Raw genomic sequence first — 21,219 nt, 5'->3', positions numbered from 1 at the left:
ACTATTTAAATACTTCATTTCTTCGCCTATATGACAGCTGTCATCTCCTTTAACTGACACTTATGCATACAAAAAATTCCTTTTTAAAGATACAATAATGACAAAATTATAAGAAAAGAGGAAAATAATGAGAAACAACAACAAAAGAATTCGTTTGCTTGATATATTAAGGGGCTTTGCTGTATTAGGAACACTTGGAACAAATATTTGGATTTTTGCATATCTAGGGGATATTTCTTATATTTTTACATTCGATCATGCAATTTGGTGGACGTCACTTAATGATTTTATCCGGCTGGTCGTTTTATTTTTAGTAAACGGAAAGCTTCTCGGTTTATTAACAATCATGTTTGGTGTGGGACTTGAATTGAAATATAAACAATCTTTACGAAAAGGAAATACGTGGCCTGGCGTCTACCTATGGACTTCTTTTATACTTTTATTGGAAGGTTTCATTCATTTCACCCTTGTTATGGAATATGATATTTTAATGAGCTATGGGATAACCGCAATTATTGTCGCTTTTATTATTAAACGTGGTGACAAATGGATTAATCGATCTATGAAAATATTAGCCTTGTAAAACGATACAAGAAAGGCGGCAGTAAAATGATTCGTATTGTAATTGCTGAGGATCAAAAAATGCTTCGCGGAGCCCCCGTTTCTCTATTAAAATTAGAAGATGACATTGAAGTAATTGCAGAAGTTTCAAATGGGCTAGATGCCTGGAACATTATTACAAAACAACAACCCGATGTGTGTCTTCTCGATATTGAGATCCCCGACATCACTGGACTGGAAATTACAAAAAAATTAAGAGCTATGGGACATCCCGGCAAAATAATGATTGTTACAACTTTTGCTCGTCCTGGATACTTACAAAAAGCAATGGATGCAAAAGTAGAAGCATATTTACTAAAAGACGAACCGATTGACTTTCTTATTGAGGCCATTCGTAAAGTAATGAACGGAGGACGTGTGGTTAGTACAGACTTAGCTGCTACGCTGTTTTTAAAAGAAAATAACCCACTAACTGACCGTGAAGCAGAAATACTCTGTATGGTTAAAAACGGGATGACAACGAGAGAAATCGGTAAAACATTGTATTTAACAAACGGAACTGTTAGAAATTATTTATCATCTGCCATTCAAAAACTTGAAGCTGAATCAAGATTTCAAGCCATTCGTATCGCTGATGAAAAAGGATGGATATAAAACTTGAATTTCCCATATCAAAAAATTCAGTATTTTTGAAGTCTGTTTTTCCCATAGAGCAAGTACTATAATCAAATGAAAATTATATGAAAGAAATGAGTTAACTAATGAAACAGCAAAAGCAATATTGGAACGAGGTTGCACATGAAAAACAATTTACAACTCCCTTTCGTAAAGTTTCACTTTATCTCCGCCTTCCTCAAAGCATACTTGTAAAAGCACCACACTCATTTTCTGACATAACCTTTACTATAACACCTCTACAAAGGAGGAACTAATATGGGTCTCATTCCTTATAATGAAAGCGATGTTGATTTATTAGCACGTTTAATTCGTGCTGAGGCTGAAGGTGAAGGTAGACAAGGCGAACAGCTTGTCGGCTGCGTTGTAGTAAACCGTGTTTTTTGTGACTGCTTAGACTTTAAACAAATACGTACCGTAAGTGATGCGGTATATCAAACTCCAGGTGGATTTGAAGCTGTACAATACGGATATTTTTATCAACGTGCTCGTGACTCAGAAAAAGAAATTGCAAGACGTGTGTTACAAGGTGAATGGCGCTGGCCAGCAAGATGGTCCCTTTGGTATTTCCGGCCGACTGGTGCTTGTCCACCGGAATGGTATAATCAACCATTTGCAGGGCAATTTAAAAGCCATTGTTTTTATGAACCAATCGGGGATGAATGCCCGAAAATGTATACGCGATAATAACTTTATAAAATTCACCACATTCTATTAGTTACATCCTTAAGAATTCAAGGACGCGCATATACAAGTCCTTGAATTCTTAGTTATACTATTAATCACCTCAAACACAGCTTGATAATATAATTTGTGTTTGAGGTAGTATTCTATTCTACTTAGTTACAAAAATCCAATAAGGACACTATTTTCTCGGCACCTATTACAGATATAAGTAACGGTATCCGCGGACCACTTGGCTGATTGATAACAAGTCTATAAATGATTCTAAAAAGTAATTTTTGATTCTCTTTCATTATCTTTTTACTTTCATTATGACAAATTTCATATATCCGTTCCATTATCTTTGGACTATCCGCATTTGTAGGAACTATTTCACAAACTTCTAAAATCCACTTTTTCTGTACCTCTTCCAATGTTTCGTAAAACTCCCAATTCTTTTCTTTATTTACTTCAATCATTTTTTGCGGTTGTAAATTTCGAATCCAGTATTCCACACGATTACTTATTTTCATAATGTCAATCAAGCTATAATCTGCATCCACTTTCGCTAATATCTCTTGTAAAATATGAGTATCAAAGTTCACTAATGGCAAGACGCCTGCTACTTGATTAAATTTTGGTAAGCTGACATTTTCATCACTAACACTAACGCCGGAAAGCCTAATTACATCACGCAACTCTTCATTATTTAACTTATTATTTTGATAACCTTCTTTATATCTTTCATACTCAGTATAATTCCGAATCACATCCTCATCCATACCAATATGAAATGCTGCATTTGGTTTATATTTTGAAAACATAAATAGAATGACTTCTGGCAAATACACATTTAATAATTCACTTGGAGTAATGATATTCCCAGCAGAACTTGACATTTTTTGATTATTACCTTTTATGCCAATGAAATCATAGGCAACATAATTCGGTGCCTCATAATGAAAAATTTTACTAGCTATCTCCTTTGAAACATTATAACTACCTGTTTCGGCTGAATGATCTCTCCCACCCGGTTCAAAAATCACATCTTCTATCATCCATCTCATCGGCCAATCAATTTTCCAATTTAATTTCATGTGACTCGTTTGTATTACTGATAATACATTGTGACTCCCACATTCACACTCATATCGGATTGTTTCCGATGTTTCATCAAAATTTGTTATTTTTGTTGAATCTTTCCCGCATTGCTCACAATATAGCGTAATTGGATAAAAAGCCTCCCGCTCTTCTTCAAACGGTTCACTCGTTTTGAATTTCATTAATACGTCGTAGATTTCTTTTCTTCTTTTTAATGCTTGAAGTATATGTTGATTATATCTCCCAGTTTTATATTCTTCATGTTGATAAATAAACTCCACATCAATACCAAGAGTTTCTAATGATTTTTCAAATTCTTTTTCAAAATGCTCTGCATACGATTTATGGCAACCATATGGATCTGGAATATCACAATATGGCATACCAATATATTTCTCAAATGATGAATCAACGTTTTTTGGAACCTTTCTAAATCGGTCGTAGTCATCCCATGAAAATATAAATCGTGTCTTTTCCCCTAAATCTTGAAGTGCTCTTACAACAAAATAGGTCGTTATTATTTCTCGAAAATTACCTATATGAACAGACCCCGAAGGACTAATTCCGGATGCACATACAAACGTCTCTTTATTTGGATGTTTTTGAATAAGTTCATGCGCGATTTGATATGCCCAGTGCATATAATTCACCTCTTATTAATTTTTTATTTACTCATCCACTTCCTTTTCAAAACAAAAAAACTCTCGTCCTCAAGATTATTCATCTTGAGGACGAGAGTTGTTCACTTCGTGGTACCACCTCAGTTTATTAATATGTCACCATATTAATCTCTTCAGGTACGGCAATCATTTGCTTATACCCTATCTCTATAACGGGAGAACCCGTCGCATTATCCCTAAACAAGTTAGTTCCATGCACAGCTCCAAGTCTTTTTTCATTAAGGTTTTTACCCCTCCTTCTCAGCTACCGGAGTTCTCTGTATGCAATCATTCTTAACTACTCTTCTCTTCATTGCCATTTTTGTTATAAGTTATTTTCCATATAATAATTTATAATGTTATTGTTGTCAAATTTTTCCGAACTAAAAGGTTTGCTACTACTTCCATCGAATATATAGGTTAGCTTTATAGAAAGGAGAAAAATACATTGTTAGGAAAATTAGAATTAGTTATCGATGCTAAAGCAAACTTAGGAGAAGGCCCTTGCTGGGATGAACAGAAATACCTACTATACTGGGTTGATATTCTAGAAAAAAAGCTATTTATATATAATCCTATTACAAATATAAATCGTGAAATTTCATTAGACCAACAAATTGGATCTGTCGTTCCAGATGCATCCGGCAGAGTTATATTAGCAATGGAGTGTGATTTCTATTCTCTTAATCTTGAAACAGAGGAATTAAAACTTATTCATAATCCGGAGTCTCACCTGCCAGAAAATCGCTTTAACGACGGAAAGTGCGATCCCGCTGATCGCTTTTGGGCTGGCACTACCGATTTATATGGAGTCAGTGCAGCTGGTTCTTTATATTTCTTGGATACTGATTTTAGTGTAAAAAAACAATTAGAACATGTAAATACGTCCAATGGTTTAGCCTGGTCACCCGACCAGAAGTATCTTTATTTCATTGACACACCTACTAAAAAAGTCACTCGTTTTGATTATGATATACACACTGGAACAATTAGTAACCCAATAGATATCATTATTATTCCTAATAGTGAAGGATTACCTGATGGAATGACAATTGATGAGGAAGGCTGTTTGTGGATTGCACATTGGGGCGGTGCTAAAATCACAAGATGGAATCCAATGACTGGCGAAAAAATTCTAACAGTTCCTGTTCCGGCACTCAATGTAACTTCCTGTACATTTGGAGGACCTGACTTAACAGAATTATATATTACTACTGCCAGAACACGAACGAACCAAGATCAATTGGAAGTTTATCCATATGCTGGTGGCGTATTCCGAATAAAAACACAGGTTAAAGGGTGTCCAACTTATCAGTTTAACAGTACTTCAACAGAAGTCCCCTTCCTCAAGCACGTGTAGGGCATAGCCCAGGTGATAAGGAGGGGGCATTCACTCATAAGAAATCGCAGGCAAAAAAATGAATCGAATAGAGTACATTAGATAAGGAAAAAAAGTATCATGACTTTTGTTATGAAGAATCGCTTTCAAAATTCTCCCTCCTTATTTTTTTATTTTAATAAACATCCATTTACCTTCAAAATATTCCGTACTTTCGGTTTGGATTTCGCATTATTAATGGGCAAAAAAAAGCCTACCACTTAATCATATTTACAGTGGTAGGCTTTAGATATACTTTTATATGTTTTAAAAGAAGGGACAATCTATTTGATCAATAAATTCCCAAGGTTTATTTTCTACACATTCGGCGGGTCCTTTCTGTTCCATCGACACTTTTCTAAGAGGATTTACTTCAATTTTAAACATAGAAGTAGGTTCAATATACATGGAAAAAACATGGCTGCTAGGTAAAGTTTTAGATACATCAATATCGCCTACTTGTTTAAACAATTGCTGGGCACCGTATAAAAAAAATTTTGTTTCATCAGATTGCTTATTAATCCATGCGATCATTTCAGAAGATACAGATTTATTTAAATAGATTTTTACCCGATCACCACGCTTATACCGCTTACGCCCCATACTCACACCAACTAACTAATTGTTAAATTTGTAAATCCCAATTCTTTTTGTTTATGTTCTCTATACCGTGGGGAACATGTGTAAACTAATAATCCACGTGCATTTGTAAATAGAGGGTTATCTACAAATATTACATTTTTTAAACGACCTTTTTGTTTTAAAATAAGTTGCAAACTGTTTTTAATGATGACAGCGCCCCCGCCATATATAAATACATACGGATCATCTTTCATATCATCAATTTTATTAATAATATCCGTTGCAACTCGTGCAGCTAATCCTAGAAATGCTTGTTGTGACTCTTCTACTAGCATTGCATGCCTTGGGTGTTTCTCATTTAAATATATTTGATTAAACTCTGTAATACTATCTATTGTTTTTGTCGGATGCTTCCGATTCCATCTTGTAATAATCTGCAATAAAGTTTCTTTAACTCCATAGGACAATCCTTTACTTAATTGCGGTCTAAAATTCACTCCAAACGAAACAACTTCCTCAGTTGTACCCGCACCAATATCAAAAGATAATAATGTTTTATCCACAAAATCAATCTCAGTAATGGCGTCTTTTTCACTTTCAACTTTATGTTTTAAGATATTACCTTCTTCATCGTATACGATCCCCCAAGTACCAGATGCTCCTTCAGGTAAACATTTACAGAACTCAATGGATACATTTATCGTTACATCTCTTCCATTTGGGTAATGAAAAATAACTTTATGATTTCCCATATAACGTTTAGCATTTTCCGCCGCTATTTCTTGCGTAATGGTTTGCATTGGAAGAGCAACTGATAAATCGTAGCGAATATTCATATGATCTAATTTCGGACTATGACGCATAGCACTAATTGCTAAACCTGATAAAATCGTTAGAACCATTAATTCATCTGTAGATTTATTAGACTTCTTCTCTACTTCTGTCCCTTTTAGCTGATCATTGATAACCTTTTGCCCAACAATGTAACGTACATTATTTAACATGAGAGATGGTGAATTTATAGTTACATCAATATGATTTTCCACTTCAGATATCGGTACATCTTCTTCATCCAATAAACCTGTCGGTTCCCCAATATATAGTGAATATATACTTGGAATATAAATCGGATTTTGGCCTTTCACCATTAATTTTAAACCGTTATTTCCAGCGTCTGCACCCGCTTTTAAAAGTATGGACATATTTACCCCCCAATTTAATCTGACATCCCTTCCAAATATATGCAAATAATAACTTTAACATTCAAACCAAATAGAAATCTTTTTCCTTTCTGTTTTTTAATATTTATTTCTAAACTGAGAAATAAATAATTAACTTTCATAAATTTATCTATTTGTGTAAAATGTATTTGACATTACTCCCTGTCATTTTTATACTATTACGTGTAAAGAGTTTTTTACACTTATAAAGAGGTGAATACGATGAATCAGAATAAGTTTATTTTCGTAGTTATTGTACTATCATTACTTGGAATACTGGCCTATAGTGCATATAAATATATGACCGAAGGAACTATTCTCGGAGGGACTATTTTTGTGTGCTCCTTAATAATTAGTTATTTAATAAATCATATGACATGGGGAGATCCAAACGGCGTGTCAGAAGAAAGTCAAGATGAAATGGGACAACAAATTACATATAAAAGTTTTAAAATTGGATATTTTGTATTAGTCGTTATTATGTTTATTTTATTGATTTGGTCAGAAGGATTTTCTACCTTATATTCGCTTGATAATATTCATAATCTCCCTTTATTTATAGCACTTTGTTCTTCATTCATTGTTATTCCACTTGTAGAATTCGTTGTTTCGAAGCGATATCAATAAAAGTATACATAATAGGAGAAGGCATTCCCTTACATAGGAATGCCTTCTCTTTCTTCTTCATATTTTTTACAGTAAGCTTTTTTGCTATAATTATTTACTTTTCTAATGATAAATATAAAACAAGCTGCCTTCCAATTGGGCCCATTCTTCTTTGACCTCTATCTTCAAATCCTACTTTTAAATACAGCTTTTGAGCAGTAATATTTTTTTCATTTACAGCTAGTACAATTTCATTTTTATTCGGAAAATAGGATGCTACAAAGTCATGTAATAATGCTAATCCTTTTTTGGCATACCCTTTTCCTTGTTTCTCGTAATTGATAGAAAAGGCAACTAAAAGTAAAGCATTGGGATTATCTGTGTATTCCGCTACCCTCGTTCCTGATTGCAATGCGAAAATTCCTACTGGTGTATGATTCGCTAAAATAACAACAACATTTCGAGTTGTGTCTTTTTTAGCTTTTTCAAGCAAGTCACTTGGTTTTGCTGTAAATTGAATTTGTTCACTAGGTAAAATAAATGCGTCTATAATTTCTTTATATTTTTCATCATATGGAATAAGCTGAATATCTTCTGTTTGCAAATTCATTTTTATTTCCCCTTCTCTTCTAATTACTAACTTAAACCTTGTTGTGACTTAGAACGTACTTTTCCATCTAAAAAGGTAATCTCAGCAAAGGATTGTGGTGGATTTCCTTTCCAGGCAAAAGTTTGTTTATAGTTTGATGAATTTTCATTACCTTGATTTATAAGTAAATCCCCTTCAAATCCTATTAATTCTTTTACTTCGTTATATGTCATTCCTTCATTTATTTGTGAGAAAATATTCATATCAATTGTTTCTCTCTTCTTTTTTTCTATGACAGTTGAAGAAGTTGTTGTTTGTTTCTTTATTTCTTTCTTTTTATCACACGCTGTCATACCAAAAACCACACACAGACTAAGACTATAAACTATGAGTGCGCTTTTATTTTTCATCATTACAACTATCTCTGGTTTAAAAACGATACCCAAGCACATCTAAATGTAATATATCGCAGAGAAACCAGGATAAACCTCCTTCTTTGTTATGTTTTTTATTCATCATTTTCAGATGGTTTTATATAGTTTTATACACGGTGGATCTGTCGTAACTTCCTAATTTTTATTAAACCATATATCCCTTTTTGATAAACTGAATATGAATAATTAACAAAAACATCTCGCGCCATATAGCACGAGATGTTTTTGTTATCTTTTAAGATGATTATTTGATTGATCTTCTTGTTCTTTTCTTAATTCATTCTCTTCATCTTTTGGTAACTGTTTGTCGTTTTCTTTAATCGGATTCGTTTCTTTATTTTCAATCATATCATTTGGTACTTGTGGCATAACACGTCCAACAATTGCAGCAAGTTCATCAAGAATTCCTTCGCCAGCTTTTCCGTGCTTAATTTGATTCCCCATTCGCTTTAATCGTTCATACGTATCAACATCCGCTACAACAACTGCATTTGCACCATTTGGATCATGTTTTAAGCTTTCAGCGACAGAATACTTGATTGATTCTACACGAGTTCGATCCAGTTTTGCCTTTACATCAATGCCAACAACAGCATATTTTCCAATAACAACTGCGGTCGCATCTTTTACACCTGGTATACTAGAAGCTAAAGAAGCTAAATGATCTGCCACTTTTTCATTCGGTTTTGTTTTATCTTTTGTATAGCTAACATTTCGCATAGATACATTTTTTTGTTCTGGTTTTTCATGAGCATTCTCTTTTTTTCCTACACTACACCCTGTGATAGCAAAACAAATCATAAACATATATATAAGGATTTTCATCATTTTCACCACTTTATCATTGATGTTTAATCATAAATCTTTTCGACAGCCTGCATTTTTTTCACTTTTTCTTCTGTTCCATCATTGGCATTAATAAAAACTTGATATGTATCTTTTCCTAATGTACCAATAAATTCATAACATAGCACTTCCTTATGCACATCATTTACAACAATCGCTTGACGTTCTTCCATCACTTTTACATCTGGATTGATTTTCTTTCTTGCATCAGCAGCCGTTAATTTTGCAGTTGGAATGGTCCGCTTTTGATGAGATGCTAAATATTCTTTTGCTGAAAAACCAACAATTGATCCATCATCTAAAGCAATTTTCATTTGAATTGCTTCTGGATAAATACGAACATTATTTTCATTTACAACATACGTAAATACACCAATGTTATCATATTGTGAACTATCATAGAGCTCCATATTAGTAAACTTATGGTCCTTTAAGAAAGTTAACCCTTTACTTCCTGCGTCATTCAAACTAATTTTTTGTTCCTTAATTTCACGGTTATTCATTACCCAGATTGGATATCCACCCTTTTCGGTAATATCCATATAAAATTCATTCTTTGTTTCAGAATCTTGAATTTTCACACTATAAAAAGATTCTTTAGCACCTTTTCCACTTTTCTCAACTTCTACTTTTTCATTACCTTTTAAATTTAAAAACGATTTTGCGATTTTTGCCGCTTCATCTTTTGAAATCGCTTTACCTTTTGCCTCAAAGCCGCCTTTTTTCGCCTTTTGCATGCTTGTAAAAGTCGGTCCAAAATTCGTTGAAGCATATGATGTTACATTTTTTTCAACTGTTTTAAGTCCATCAATGATTGTGTTATCCGCTGGATCTTCATTTGACGCAAGTGCAAGTTCTACATCCATCCAACGTAAATTATTTTTTAAAACAAGATGTTGCACTTTCCGAAGTTCATCTTGAATATCAGCTGCATTAGAATATAAATTTTGCAATGCTTTATATTCTTGATTATTTAAAGGTTCTTTCTCTAAATCACGAATTGCAGTGCGATAACTAAAATCACCAATATTCGCTAAAAATTCCTCGGTTTTATTAAACGGCATTAATGTTAAAGGTAATTGTCCTACATCAGAACGAGCTTCCGATGTTAAACGCCACACATCCGCTAATGCCGGTGATAAAGATGTACGTGAATTCATTGCCAGTGTTGTTCCGATTTTATCGTGTAATAAATCAACCTCATACGCTAAATCATGAAACGCACGCTGATAGCTGTTTTCTGCTCGAATTAACACCGCATTTTTTTCTTGGTGTTCTTTATAACCCCAATACCCTGTTCCAACTACGCCGATTGTTAACAATACAATTACGATACCTCTTAACATTTCTTCACCTCCGCTCTATTTACAGAAAATATGTTTGCCGATTTTTTTAATTTGTGGTCGACTCCAAATCCATTTACTCGTGGCAGTATCTGGATTGAAATAATACAGTGCATTTCCAGTAGGATCCCAACCATTAATAGCATCTAATACAGCTTTTTTCGCCGTTTCATTTGGCGTTAAATAAATTTGTCCATCAGCAACTGCTGTAAATGCACGTGGTTCAAAAATCACTCCAGATACTGTATTCGGGAATGATGCACTTGTCACACGATTCAAAATAACTGCCGCAACTGCAACTTGCCCTAAATATGGTTCACCACGGGATTCACCATAAACTGCGTTCGCCATTAATTGAATATCATTTTGTGAATAACCATTTGGCACATTTGTACCTTTATTTTGGGCTGGCTTATTACTTTGTCCACCCGTGTTCCCTTTATTAGCAGTTGATTTCTCATACTTTGTCGCTTTTACAAGCATCTGCTTCGCCTTAGCCCCCGCTAAGCCATCTACAGGTAAACCGAACTTTTGTTGAAAATTCCTTAGTGCCCAATATGTACCCCAGCCAAATACACCATCTACTTTTCCCGTATAAAATCCGTTATATTTCAATCGGGACTGTAATTCAATAACATCCTCTCCAGAGGCACCTCTTTGAATTACTTGATTAGAAAAGGCTTGGACATTTCTCGTTTGCCCACTACTAACAAATACAGATATACCGATTAAGACAAACAAAATCAGTATTTTAAAAATAACTGTATGACGCATATGTTCCCTCCTTATTTGCAGTGATGATTTCATGGTTATGTTTTGTAAATAAAACGCTTTTATGTAAGGAAGACAAAAAAATCCAAACTTATATGATTTAGACTGCATGTACACAATAAGGAAAACGAATAAAAGGAGTTTATTATGAAGCGTATTTTTGCATGTTTCGTATTAGGAATTGTATTTGTTACAACATATTGCAATACATATACTCATTCATCAGTTGTTCACGCACAACCACCATATGCAAAATGGGGTAACCTTGCGGTAGAAAAAACGAAAGAAAACTATCCAAAAGCGCAAATTATTGATTACCTTCATATTGGAAGAAAACCGAAGACAGTAAATATAACAACTGAAAAATTTAAATTATGGCTGCGTGAAGATGGAAAGGAGTATGGTGTTTTTGTTGATGTAGAGTTTGATACAAGAACGGAGAAGTTTTTGAAAATTACATTTCAAAAAAGCAGTAGATAATGTTCAATTAACCAAGATTTTACAAGCTTTTACAGGATTTTATTTCCCCACCTATCTTCTGTTGTTTCTTTGATTCTTGACATTAGAATCTTATTGTCAGCGAATAGCGGGATTAAAAAAGAGGAAATCATCTCGATTCCCTCTTTTTTATTACTATTTAACTTTCACTTCTTGCTTAACTATACGCTCCTTCTATTTATGTATGATTAACGTTCTCTTGTAAATGATTTATAAATAATTTTAATGGTACTAACCCACGCTTTGGCATTTGACTACTCACTACTGCCACAAGTTCTAACTGTGGAACAATGATAATATATTGCCCACCATATCCCATTGCAAAGTACATACAATACGGTATGTGAAATCTTTCATTGTCTAATACCCACCAGTGATAACCATATGCTCCAACATGCTCATATGTTAAAAAAACAGCCTTACTCGATTGTTCAATCCAACTTGAGGATACAATCTTTTCTCCACTCCAGAATCCATTTTGCAAATATAATAGTCCTAGTTTTAATAAATCATCGGCCTTCATTTTCATACCAAACCCACCGACATGAATTCCTTGTGGATCTTGTTGCCACTCATATTCGGTAATTTGTAAAGGATTAAATAAATATTCCTTTGCAAACTGCTCCGTTGTCTTTCCGGTAGCAACTTGTAGTATATAACTTAACAGATGTGAAGAGCCTGAATTATAATTCATTTTTGCCCCTATCTCTTCCATTAACGGCTTCTGCAAAATATAATTTATCCAATTATCTGATTCCACGAAATCATTTGGAAATACAACTCCATTTCCAAATTCCTTCCACTCTTCACCAGTTGTCATTGTTAACAAGTGATAAATGGTTAATTCCTTCTTTTCTTTCGGTACATTGGGAATCCATTTTGCTATAGGTGTATGTATATCATTTATATAGCCTTTATCTATTGCTATACCGAGTAAAATCGATACGATACTTTTAGTGATAGAATTAATTTTATATAAATTGTGTGCGCATTCTTTTGTTTTATAATATTTTGTTGTTAACTCACCTTGTTGATATACGAGAAATGCATTCACTTTCTTTTTCATAAATTGATTTTCCAACTTGTAAAAATCCAATATGTATTCCTCCAAATGTATACTGTTCTTGTCTGTTTTTACTATTCTACTCAAATCAAATAAATATTTCTATTTCTATGTACTTTCTAAGAAAATATCCAATTTCACGTGTGGCAAACATATACTATAGATATAAGACATGGTCACTCATACTAAGTAGTTCCGTTTTCGTGGAAAAACACTTAATAACATACGAATTAGCATATCAATTAACATACGAATTGGTATGCTTTTTTCGTTGATGTAACAATATTTTCAAGGAAAACAAGTAAAAAATAACATAAAAAATAGCATACCAAATAACAGCGTGACAATAGTCATTGTCATTGTTTGAATTATGGTGTTAATTTTATTGTTACATGCTATGTTATTTCTAAACTCTTTTGAAAAAAAAGAGAAAGGTTATTGTAAATTTATGTTAAAATATATATAAAGATTGTGAGAATTTGTACTTAAACTGATGAGTCAGATTAGTTGAATAGGGATTGGTTAAGTTATTCTGTCTTTATGTTAAACTTTAGAAGTTATTCAGCAACGGTAAAAAGGGAGAGAAAGTAATGTTACAATCACTGATTTTTGATATGGATGGAACTCTATTTCAAACAGAAAAAATTCTAGAATTATCACTTGATGATACTTTTAACCATTTACGGTCACTAAATTTATGGGATACAGTAACCCCCATTGATAAATACCGTGAAATTATGGGGGTACCTTTACCAAAAGTTTGGGAAGCTTTGTTACCTAATCATTCCCATGAAGTAAGAGAACAAACGGATGCTTATTTTCTGGAAAGATTAGTTGAAAACATAAAAAGTGGGAAAGGTGCTTTATATCCTAATGTAAAGGAAGTTTTCCGTTATTTAAAAGAAAATAATTGTTCAATTTACATAGCGAGTAATGGTTTAACGGAATATTTACAAGCAATTGTGAGTTATTATAATTTGGATAATTGGGTTACTGAAACATTTAGTATTCAACAAATACAAACGCTCGATAAAGGAGATTTAGTTAAAACAATTATAAAAAAATATGACATAAAAAAGGCAGCGGTAGTTGGAGACCGTCTATCTGATATAAATGCAGCTAAAAATAATGGTTTACTTGCAATTGGATGTAATTTTGATTTTGCACAAGAAGATGAACTTGCTCAGGCTGATTTGGTAATAAATGACTTAATGGAGTTAAAAACAATATTGCCTGAAATGAAAATAGTTTACTAAACTAACGGGTGCTTTAACTGAATAAGCGAAATAATAAATCAACGCTCAGAATGATATATGTCTGGGCGTTGATTTATAATGTGAATTACCGTGTTATTAGATATCTTTTTTACACATAATTACAAAGAAAAAAAGTACACCACACTTCAATAAGTGATGTACTAGCAATTATATAATCTTTACTTTATAACTTCGTCCGCACATTCCAAAGTTCTGGGAAAAAGCGTTGATCAAGAACACGTTTTAAATAAGAAACACCAGATGATCCACCTGTTCCCATTTTATGTCCAATAATACGTTCTACTGTTTTCATATGGCGGAATCGCCACTGCTGAAGCCAATCTTCAATATCGATTAACTTTTCTGCAAGTTGATATAAATCCCAATATTTCTTCACATCACCATATACCTCTAACCATGCTGCTTCAACTGTCGCATCTTCTTCATAAGGCTGTGTAATATCACGATTTAAAACATTTGGATTGATTGGGAACCCTTCTTTTACAAGTGCCTGAATTGCAACATCATAAAGACTTGGCGAATGAAGCGCTTTATGCAAGCGAGCATGTAACTCTGGATCTTTTTCATAAATTTTTAATGCATGGGGTGTTTTATAACCAAGCGCATACTCAATCATACGGTATTGATAGGACTGAAATCCCGATGCTTGACCGAGAGAATCACGAAATTCAATATATTCAGATGGTGTAAGCGTTGCAAGAATATCCCAAGATTGAATAATTTGCGATTGAATTTTTGAAACGCGCGCAAGCATTTTAAAAGCTGGAGCCAGCCTATCATTTTGAATAGATTCAATCGCTGCGTTAAGTTCATGTAAAATGAGTTTCATCCACAGTTCACTTGCTTGGTGAATAATAATAAACAACATTTCATCATGATGATCAGATAACCTTTTTTGACTTCCTAGCAAACTATCTAATTGTAAGTACTCTCCGTATGTCATATTTTCTTTAAAATCCGTATGAATTCCCTTTTCCATAATTACTTTTTCATTTTCTTTCATAAAAATGAACACCCCTTCTATGCATCATCTGCTTGCTCTTATAGTGGTCTTATTACAGCTCGAACTGGACTCCCATCCGCATCTGTCAATGCAAGTGGCAGGGCAATCAGTTCATAATCTCCGTCTTGTACATGGTCTAATACAACATTTTCTAAAATATGAATACCATATTTAAATAATTGGTGATGCGCCGCTAATTCTTTATCATCTAGCGGATCTACAGAAGGTACATCTACCCCAATTAATCGAATGCCTTTTTCCGAAAGAAATGGTGCAATATCAGCACGTAAATACGGAATTACTTGCGGGAATTCCTGTGCATTCCCATGCGAAGAAGTCCGAAGTAATAACCTCCCTACCCCATCTAAAGGGAATTTTTCTAATTCTTTTGCGCCAATACTTTCGATACCTGATACATCTATAATTCGAGCTTTACCAACATAGACGTTAACATCTAAATCTAGTACCTTTTTTCCGTTATTATCAAAATGAAATGGCGCATCAATATGCGTACCCGTATGAATACTCATCGTTAATTTTCCAACATTAACAGATCCGCTTTGTTCTTTTGCCCATGATACTTCGTATGAAAATGGCGTATCTCCTGGCCATGTCGCAATATCATTATTTAATGGTTGTGAAATATCAATCCAATCAGATTCCTTCATCGCTTATGCCACAACCTCTCGCTTATTTTCAAACTTTTTATATTCTTCATCTTTCATGATTTTCTTCAAGATTTGCACAGATTTCCACACTTCTGCGTACGTGTTATATAAAGCAACTGGCGCAAGACGAACTCCATTTGGTGCACGGAAATCAGGAATAACTTCATTTGCTTTTAAAGCTTTACAGATACGTGCAGCTTCTGGATGCTCTAAATATATATGCCCTCCGCGTTTTTCATCTTCTAATGGATTCCCAATTGTAAATCCCATCCCCTTCAATTCATGGTTGATTAAATTTAGCATATAGCGAGTAATATGTAATGATTTTTCTCGCAATCTTTCAATGCCAGCCTCTTTGAAAATCTCAAGGGAGCCAATTAATGGCGCTGTACTTAACACGTGAGGTGTCCCAATTTGATATGCCCCGGCATGCTCAGCTGCTGTTAATGTATGTTCCATATCAAATTGCTTATCTTTTCTTGAACTAAACCAACCAGAAAGCCCTGGAAGACGATTGAAATGTTTTTTGTTTACATATAATCCAGCAACACCACCAGGTCCTGCATTTAAATATTTATAATTACACCATACTGCGAAATCAACACCCCACCCTTTAAAATCATGCGGAATTGAACCGATAGAATGGCATAAATCAAAACCAATATAGATACCACGCTTGTGCGCTTCAGCTGTTAATCGCTTCATATCAAGAATTTGTCCACTTCGATATAGCACTGCCGGCAATAAAATTAACGCAATATCATCAGTCATCGCATCAATAATATCTTCCTCTTGCAGCGTTCTACCATCCCGACTCTTCACTCGTACAAGATGTTCATCTGGATCTAGTCCTTTTAAACGAATTTGACTTTGCAGGGCATAAATATCCGATGGAAACGTTAATTCATCCGCAAGAATCTTTGTACGAATTCCTTTCGGTTCATAAAATGTTGCAATAACTTGATGAATGTTGGTTGTCGTAGAACCGGTTACAATTACTTCTTCAGATAAAGCACCAACAAGTGGAGCTGTTAACTCACCTAATCGTTCTGAAAGAAAAAACCAAGGATGTTCCCCTTCTGTCCATCCATCAATACCATACTCTTTCCATGAATTTAGCATAGTAAGTAAAGACTTTTCTGCTCTTTTCGAAAGTAATCCCAGTGAATTACCATCTAAATATATTGTATCTGCTTTCTTATAAAATTCTTTTTGAAATTCGGCAAGTTCATCACGCTTATCACACTTAATCGCATACTCATAAGATGGTTCAAATGGATCTTGATACATTCTTTCACCTTCTCTTAATTTTCTTTTTATTCTAACTAGTTGAAATATAACACTATAACTGACATGACGTCAATGATATTATGTCAGTTGACTTTTTGCATTCGCTTCTACTAGAATAAAGTTATATTTTCAGATATTTCAGTATAAAGAGGTGTTATTTTTGGAAAAAGATTTTCTTTCATCAAGACAACAACGATCAGTAGAAACGAGAAATAAATTATTAAAATCCGCCCACAATGTTTTTTTAGAAAACGGATTTCACAAAACAACAATCTCTCAAATTATTAAACACGCTGAAACTGGTTATGGTACGGCATATGTTTATTTTAAAAATAAAGACGATCTCCTCATTGTCCTTATGGAAGATGTTATGAATCGTTTTTACAAAATCGCTGAACGTTCCTTTTTTCCTAAAACAAAAAAAGAAGCCCACAGTATGATTGAGAATCAAGTGCGAGCTTTTTTACAACTAACTGAAGAAGAAAGAAATATATTACAAGTCGTTGAAGAGGCTATCGGTGCGTCAAAAGAAGTTCGACAAAAGTGGAATGACATTCGAGAACGTTTTATGAATCGAATTATGCAAGATATCACCTATTCTCAAGAAAATGGATTAGCACGAAATGAGTTAAACAAAGCAATTGTGGCACGTGGTTGGTTTTATATGAATGAGATGTTTCTGTGGGAGATTGTCCGAAATGAGATCGATGTAAATCTAGAGGAGGTTGTTTGTACATTAACAGAGCTGTATACGGCAGGCTTATATAAAAATGAATAGCACACTCTCGTCTCTATGAAGAAAGTGTGCTATTTAATCGTTTATAGAAATATTTCTTCTGGATATGGTAATGCTAGCTTTGGTCTTTCCTGTGATGAAAAGTATTGAAGTTTTAACGATTCTCCATCTATCGCTCTCAACTCTCCTCCAACTCCCTCACATTCAAACACAACAACGATATATTCCACTTGATCTCCATTTGAATATGTATGACGGAAGTCTTTCCCTCCAAAAATCCCTTTTATTTCTTTCACTTGTACTCGTAAACCTGTTTCTTCCCACACTTCGCGAACAATAGCATCTTCTGGCGTTTCACCAGGTTCAATTGCCCCGGCAGGAAGACTCCAATACTCCCCACCAGGATATTGGAACAAGATCTCTCCTAACTCATTTTTAATGATTGCGGCGACACTTGGCATGAAAATGAGACCAGAACCTACTTTTTCACGGATTTTTTTGTAGTATGTAGAAATAGACATGTTCATTCTCCTTATATATTATATTTCCTGTGTGGTTATATTATTGCAATCTACTCACAATCCCCAAAATAAACTTATACTCATTTCGCCTCTTTTTTACTCTCTTAAATCCTTCTTTAGAATCAAAAATCAAACAAGTTTTTCTAAACCAAACTCGTAAATAGCATGATTCAAAATAAATAGGTTTCACAACTCCTTTTTGCTCAAACTCTGTTCCATCTTCTCGTTCTATTTCTGTTCGAACCAACCATTTATTTCCGATTCCGGCTTCTATGTACTTCACTTACAACTCCCCTTATATGAAATACTTGCATCTCCCTTAGGAAATGTTGTTCTAAGCATTCTACTATTTCCCTGGTAAGCGCATGATTTGACAGATTCCCCTTTATTTCTCCCTTACTAAAGTTAGAGAAGGGAAAAAGTTTTATAATGCCGAATAACTCAAAAATAAGTAAATATTTTCTTTAGAGAGGTATATATGTTATGAATAATCAATTTACTACTTTATTGAGTGAAATGACTTTTTTAGAAAGACAATTTAAATTTCGGAATCCAGATGCTGTTCTCTATCATCCTGGACATTACACTGAATTAAATGAACAAATTATCACATTATTTCACGAGGAAAGCTTTAAAACCATTATGATTCCCAGTGTACATAATACATTTTTAAATGCAAATGAGTTTACCTTTCATAAAGAACTCCTAGTTCAATCAGGAATTCCTGAAGAACTCGTTATTCCAATAACAGGAGAAGCTAATACCGCTAATGATGTTATAAAAAACGCAATGCTTCTTCTATCAAAAACAACAGAAAACAAAAATATTTTATTAGCAGGTAAGACCTTTTTTATGAAAAGATTCTTGCTTATAGCGACTGCGTTTGCTACGAATGACATGACTATCGATGTTCTTCCATTACAAGATCATAGAAATCTTACGAAAGATACATGGTACTTAACGGATACCGGTAAAAAAAGGGTGTTGAATGAATATCATATGATTTCCCAATTCCTTAAACAAAATTACCTTTAAATTGTATAGGAGGAGTATTACTGCCCGTAAAAGCCCGAATGGTCGGGCTAATAATCAGTGGGGGGATGAAAAAAACCACACTGATTAAAGTTTCACTTTATCATGTTAATCATTTTAAACTAATTTCCCTTCTCTATAGAAATTATTTCATTCTACTATTTCCCCGGTAAGCGCATATTCCGACAGAACATGTATCTACATACAAAAGAAGTAGATTTTCCGAAATCTACTTCTTTACAACTGGAACCGTTGCATTCGTTTATAAAACGTACTGCTTGGGACATTAAATAACTTTGCCACAAGTGATACATTTCCCTATCATCCTATCATTATTATATGCAGGTACCTCCATCTGACCTCTAAATCCGTACTGCAATAAATCATCTCCCGTTTCTTCATTGTTGGAGATTCATTTTTAAGAGCTCGTGCGAGGAAATATAATTTTATTATAAAACTCCATAAAAGCGTTTCCAATAAAATCAGGAAGATGATACAAACATGTTAACAATTCGAATATTTTAATGAACACTTTTATATTTTCTATATATCACTAAATTTTGCGCAATAGAACTCACTGCAATAAAAACCCATAACCATTTCATCGGATGATGATTCAAAAAGAATATGATACTTCCAATAATCAAAAATACAGATGATAGCATACTAATAAATAATTTCGTTCTTAATTGCAAGCTTCTCTCCCTCCTACTTTATTATTAAGTTTTTGAACGCATAGAAATCTTTATATATAATTTTATAAAGCATTATCCATTAAATCTTCCCATAATAATAGTGTTATAGTATTTATCATCCGCAAGTCTTTTATCATTTTTTAATATTCCTTCTATTTCAAAACCAAGTCTTTCATACAATTTAATGGCTTTACCGTTCGTTTCTAAAACATTCAAAGTCATTTTTTTAATACCATTAGCGTCAGCCCAAGACATAGACTCTTTTAAAAGATTTTTCCCAATCCCATATCCCCAAAACTCTTTTAATACGCATACTCCAAATTCTACTTTATGAGTGAATCTCTTTAAATACACTCCCTCACATCTTGAAAATCCAACAATTCGATTATTGACTTCCGCAACCAAAAATAAGTTTCTTGGCTTGTCAGTATCATCTTTTATAATATGTTCAAATCCTGATGTGCCTATAAATGCTTCACCTTTTTCTCTGTCTAAATTTTCAGTCTCTCCATCAATCTGTAATCTTAACTCAGATAATTCTTTTGCATCTTTATCCATTGCAGATCTAATAGTATAAATTATCCCATTTACATCAAACGCTTGTTTGTTAATAATCATAATATACTCCTTTTATATTAAATTGATTTAGAAAAATAAAACAGGTAACGACCTTAGTAATTTACTGCAATTCTACCAAATAACCTCCACCGATTTGTTCCGTAAGATATTGTCCTAAATGGTAAATCTCGACAATCTTAGTTTATCATAGGTTCCATCAGTTAAGAATAAGTAGCTATCTGTAACCATCTTTCTCTTAACGATAACAGTAGTAGCTATTACCTCTATCTAAAAAAATGTTTTATTGCTTCAAGCTGAATTTTATGATTACATTCGTCACAGCAATATTTCCCTTTCTGATTTTTCTTAAATTGCTTATATTTTTCAGTTCCTTCATATACCCGAAATACATTTTTACAACAAAAACAAATAACCTCATAAAATATCATG

At 33.6% G+C, this 21,219-nt stretch carries 25 protein-coding genes, 1 pseudogene and 1 other annotated feature; of the genes and pseudogenes, 9 read left to right on the top strand and 17 right to left on the bottom strand.

What is annotated here, in order from left to right; all coding sequences use genetic code 11:
- Positions 1–127 precede the first annotated feature (127 nt).
- From MHH45_RS03250 to MHH45_RS03240, 3 genes and pseudogenes are all read left to right on the top strand, one after another.
- Positions 128–577 (top strand): annotated as a pseudogene (locus tag MHH45_RS03250) (DUF418 domain-containing protein); the annotation flags it as partial.
- 32 nt (positions 578–609) lie between these two features.
- The gene (locus MHH45_RS03245; protein WP_016115045.1) at positions 610–1,215 is read left to right on the top strand and encodes a response regulator transcription factor; all 606 of its coding nucleotides are present in this window, start codon (positions 610–612) and stop codon (positions 1,213–1,215) included.
- Between the two features lie 279 nt (positions 1,216–1,494).
- Positions 1,495–1,923, top strand: coding sequence for a cell wall hydrolase (locus MHH45_RS03240; protein WP_016115046.1), 429 nt, complete (start codon positions 1,495–1,497; stop codon positions 1,921–1,923).
- 152 nt (positions 1,924–2,075) lie between these two features.
- Here the strand turns inward: MHH45_RS03240 and lysS are convergent, their stop codons facing one another.
- A complete protein-coding gene (lysS, locus tag MHH45_RS03235) occupies positions 2,076–3,641 on the bottom strand; it encodes a lysine--tRNA ligase (RefSeq protein ID WP_088093685.1) in 1,566 nt (521 codons plus the stop codon).
- Positions 3,642–3,724: 83 nt separating this feature from the next.
- Positions 3,725–3,982: a binding site (T-box leader), on the bottom strand.
- 125 nt (positions 3,983–4,107) lie between these two features.
- Between lysS and MHH45_RS03230 the strand changes: the two genes are divergently transcribed.
- Complete coding sequence (locus MHH45_RS03230; RefSeq protein ID WP_088093684.1) at positions 4,108–5,019, top strand: SMP-30/gluconolactonase/LRE family protein; 912 nt, start codon at positions 4,108–4,110, stop codon at positions 5,017–5,019.
- Positions 5,020–5,304: 285 nt separating this feature from the next.
- On the opposite strand, the gene MHH45_RS03225 is transcribed toward MHH45_RS03230, so the two are convergent.
- Together MHH45_RS03225 and MHH45_RS03220 are read right to left on the bottom strand one after the other, a co-directional pair.
- Positions 5,305–5,640, bottom strand: coding sequence for a hypothetical protein (locus tag MHH45_RS03225; RefSeq protein ID WP_016132852.1), 336 nt, complete (start codon positions 5,638–5,640; stop codon positions 5,305–5,307).
- Between the two features lie 11 nt (positions 5,641–5,651).
- Positions 5,652–6,821, bottom strand: coding sequence for a ParM/StbA family protein (locus tag MHH45_RS03220; RefSeq protein ID WP_016115050.1), 1,170 nt, complete (start codon positions 6,819–6,821; stop codon positions 5,652–5,654).
- A 240-nt stretch (positions 6,822–7,061) separates the two neighbouring features.
- Between MHH45_RS03220 and MHH45_RS03215 the strand changes: the two genes are divergently transcribed.
- Positions 7,062–7,466 carry a hypothetical protein gene (locus tag MHH45_RS03215; protein ID WP_016132853.1) on the top strand — a complete coding sequence of 135 codons (405 nt, stop codon included), beginning with the start codon at positions 7,062–7,064 and terminating at the stop codon, positions 7,464–7,466.
- A gap of 94 nt (positions 7,467–7,560) precedes the next feature.
- On the opposite strand, the gene MHH45_RS03210 is transcribed toward MHH45_RS03215, so the two are convergent.
- From MHH45_RS03210 to sleB, 5 genes are all read right to left on the bottom strand, one after another.
- A complete protein-coding gene (locus MHH45_RS03210) occupies positions 7,561–8,055 on the bottom strand; it encodes a GNAT family N-acetyltransferase (RefSeq protein ID WP_016132854.1) in 495 nt (164 codons plus the stop codon).
- A 26-nt stretch (positions 8,056–8,081) separates the two neighbouring features.
- A complete protein-coding gene (locus MHH45_RS03205; RefSeq protein WP_033671213.1) occupies positions 8,082–8,444 on the bottom strand; it encodes a hypothetical protein in 363 nt (120 codons plus the stop codon).
- Positions 8,445–8,696: 252 nt separating this feature from the next.
- A complete protein-coding gene (locus MHH45_RS03200) occupies positions 8,697–9,293 on the bottom strand; it encodes a YhcN/YlaJ family sporulation lipoprotein (protein WP_033671184.1) in 597 nt (198 codons plus the stop codon).
- A gap of 26 nt (positions 9,294–9,319) precedes the next feature.
- The gene (gene ypeB / locus MHH45_RS03195) at positions 9,320–10,660 is read right to left on the bottom strand and encodes a germination protein YpeB (protein ID WP_016132857.1); all 1,341 of its coding nucleotides are present in this window, start codon (positions 10,658–10,660) and stop codon (positions 9,320–9,322) included.
- A gap of 15 nt (positions 10,661–10,675) precedes the next feature.
- Positions 10,676–11,431, bottom strand: coding sequence for a spore cortex-lytic enzyme (gene sleB, locus MHH45_RS03190; RefSeq protein WP_016132858.1), 756 nt, complete (start codon positions 11,429–11,431; stop codon positions 10,676–10,678).
- Between the two features lie 144 nt (positions 11,432–11,575).
- Here sleB and MHH45_RS03185 point away from each other — a divergent pair, with 144 nt between their 5' ends.
- A complete protein-coding gene (locus tag MHH45_RS03185; protein WP_016115057.1) occupies positions 11,576–11,908 on the top strand; it encodes a DUF3889 domain-containing protein in 333 nt (110 codons plus the stop codon).
- Positions 11,909–12,104: 196 nt separating this feature from the next.
- On the opposite strand, the gene MHH45_RS03180 is transcribed toward MHH45_RS03185, so the two are convergent.
- Entirely contained in the window at positions 12,105–13,022 is a 918-nt protein-coding gene (locus tag MHH45_RS03180; RefSeq protein WP_016115059.1) for a serine hydrolase domain-containing protein, read from the bottom strand.
- Positions 13,023–13,579: 557 nt separating this feature from the next.
- On the opposite strand from MHH45_RS03180, the gene MHH45_RS03175 reads away from it, so the two are divergent.
- Positions 13,580–14,245: an HAD family hydrolase gene (locus MHH45_RS03175; RefSeq protein WP_088093683.1), complete on the top strand. Its 666-nt coding sequence runs from the start codon at positions 13,580–13,582 to the stop codon at positions 14,243–14,245.
- 184 nt (positions 14,246–14,429) lie between these two features.
- On the opposite strand, the gene kynA is transcribed toward MHH45_RS03175, so the two are convergent.
- The 3 genes from kynA to kynU are packed head-to-tail and all read right to left on the bottom strand — an operon-like array spanning position 14,430 to position 17,227.
- Positions 14,430–15,269: a tryptophan 2,3-dioxygenase gene (kynA, locus tag MHH45_RS03170; protein ID WP_016132860.1), complete on the bottom strand. Its 840-nt coding sequence runs from the start codon at positions 15,267–15,269 to the stop codon at positions 14,430–14,432.
- A gap of 38 nt (positions 15,270–15,307) precedes the next feature.
- Positions 15,308–15,937, bottom strand: a complete 630-nt coding sequence (gene kynB / locus MHH45_RS03165; RefSeq protein ID WP_016132861.1) for an arylformamidase — start codon at positions 15,935–15,937, stop codon at positions 15,308–15,310.
- 3 nt (positions 15,938–15,940) lie between these two features.
- Positions 15,941–17,227 (bottom strand): kynureninase, encoded by a 1,287-nt coding sequence (gene kynU, locus MHH45_RS03160; RefSeq protein WP_016115063.1) that lies wholly within the window; start codon positions 17,225–17,227, stop codon positions 15,941–15,943.
- Positions 17,228–17,387: 160 nt separating this feature from the next.
- Between kynU and MHH45_RS03155 the strand changes: the two genes are divergently transcribed.
- Positions 17,388–18,005 (top strand): TetR/AcrR family transcriptional regulator, encoded by a 618-nt coding sequence (locus tag MHH45_RS03155; protein WP_016115064.1) that lies wholly within the window; start codon positions 17,388–17,390, stop codon positions 18,003–18,005.
- 41 nt (positions 18,006–18,046) lie between these two features.
- On the opposite strand, the gene MHH45_RS03150 is transcribed toward MHH45_RS03155, so the two are convergent.
- Positions 18,047–18,484 carry an NUDIX domain-containing protein gene (locus MHH45_RS03150; RefSeq protein WP_016115065.1) on the bottom strand — a complete coding sequence of 146 codons (438 nt, stop codon included), beginning with the start codon at positions 18,482–18,484 and terminating at the stop codon, positions 18,047–18,049.
- Between the two features lie 40 nt (positions 18,485–18,524).
- On the bottom strand, positions 18,525–18,767 hold the full coding sequence (locus MHH45_RS03145) for a DUF3977 family protein (protein ID WP_016115066.1): 243 nt from the start codon (positions 18,765–18,767) through the stop codon (positions 18,525–18,527).
- 200 nt (positions 18,768–18,967) lie between these two features.
- On the opposite strand from MHH45_RS03145, the gene MHH45_RS03140 reads away from it, so the two are divergent.
- Complete coding sequence (locus tag MHH45_RS03140) at positions 18,968–19,519, top strand: hypothetical protein (RefSeq protein WP_016115067.1); 552 nt, start codon at positions 18,968–18,970, stop codon at positions 19,517–19,519.
- A gap of 518 nt (positions 19,520–20,037) precedes the next feature.
- Here the strand turns inward: MHH45_RS03140 and MHH45_RS03135 are convergent.
- The 3 genes from MHH45_RS03135 to MHH45_RS03125 all read right to left on the bottom strand — a co-directional run bounded on the left by MHH45_RS03135 (position 20,038) and on the right by MHH45_RS03125 (position 21,218).
- Positions 20,038–20,211: a hypothetical protein gene (locus tag MHH45_RS03135; protein WP_016115068.1), complete on the bottom strand. Its 174-nt coding sequence runs from the start codon at positions 20,209–20,211 to the stop codon at positions 20,038–20,040.
- 72 nt (positions 20,212–20,283) lie between these two features.
- Positions 20,284–20,829: a GNAT family N-acetyltransferase gene (locus tag MHH45_RS03130; protein WP_088093682.1), complete on the bottom strand. Its 546-nt coding sequence runs from the start codon at positions 20,827–20,829 to the stop codon at positions 20,284–20,286.
- A 224-nt stretch (positions 20,830–21,053) separates the two neighbouring features.
- Entirely contained in the window at positions 21,054–21,218 is a 165-nt protein-coding gene (locus MHH45_RS03125; protein ID WP_016115070.1) for a hypothetical protein, read from the bottom strand.
- Position 21,219 lies beyond the last annotated feature (1 nt).

Origin of the sequence: Bacillus sp. FSL K6-0042 (genome assembly GCF_038006685.1) — a bacterium.
Lineage (GTDB): Bacteria > Bacillota > Bacilli > Bacillales > Bacillaceae_G > Bacillus_A > Bacillus_A pseudomycoides.
Note: the sequence above shows the minus strand (reverse complement) of the source record. Positions and strands in the feature narration are given on the sequence as shown.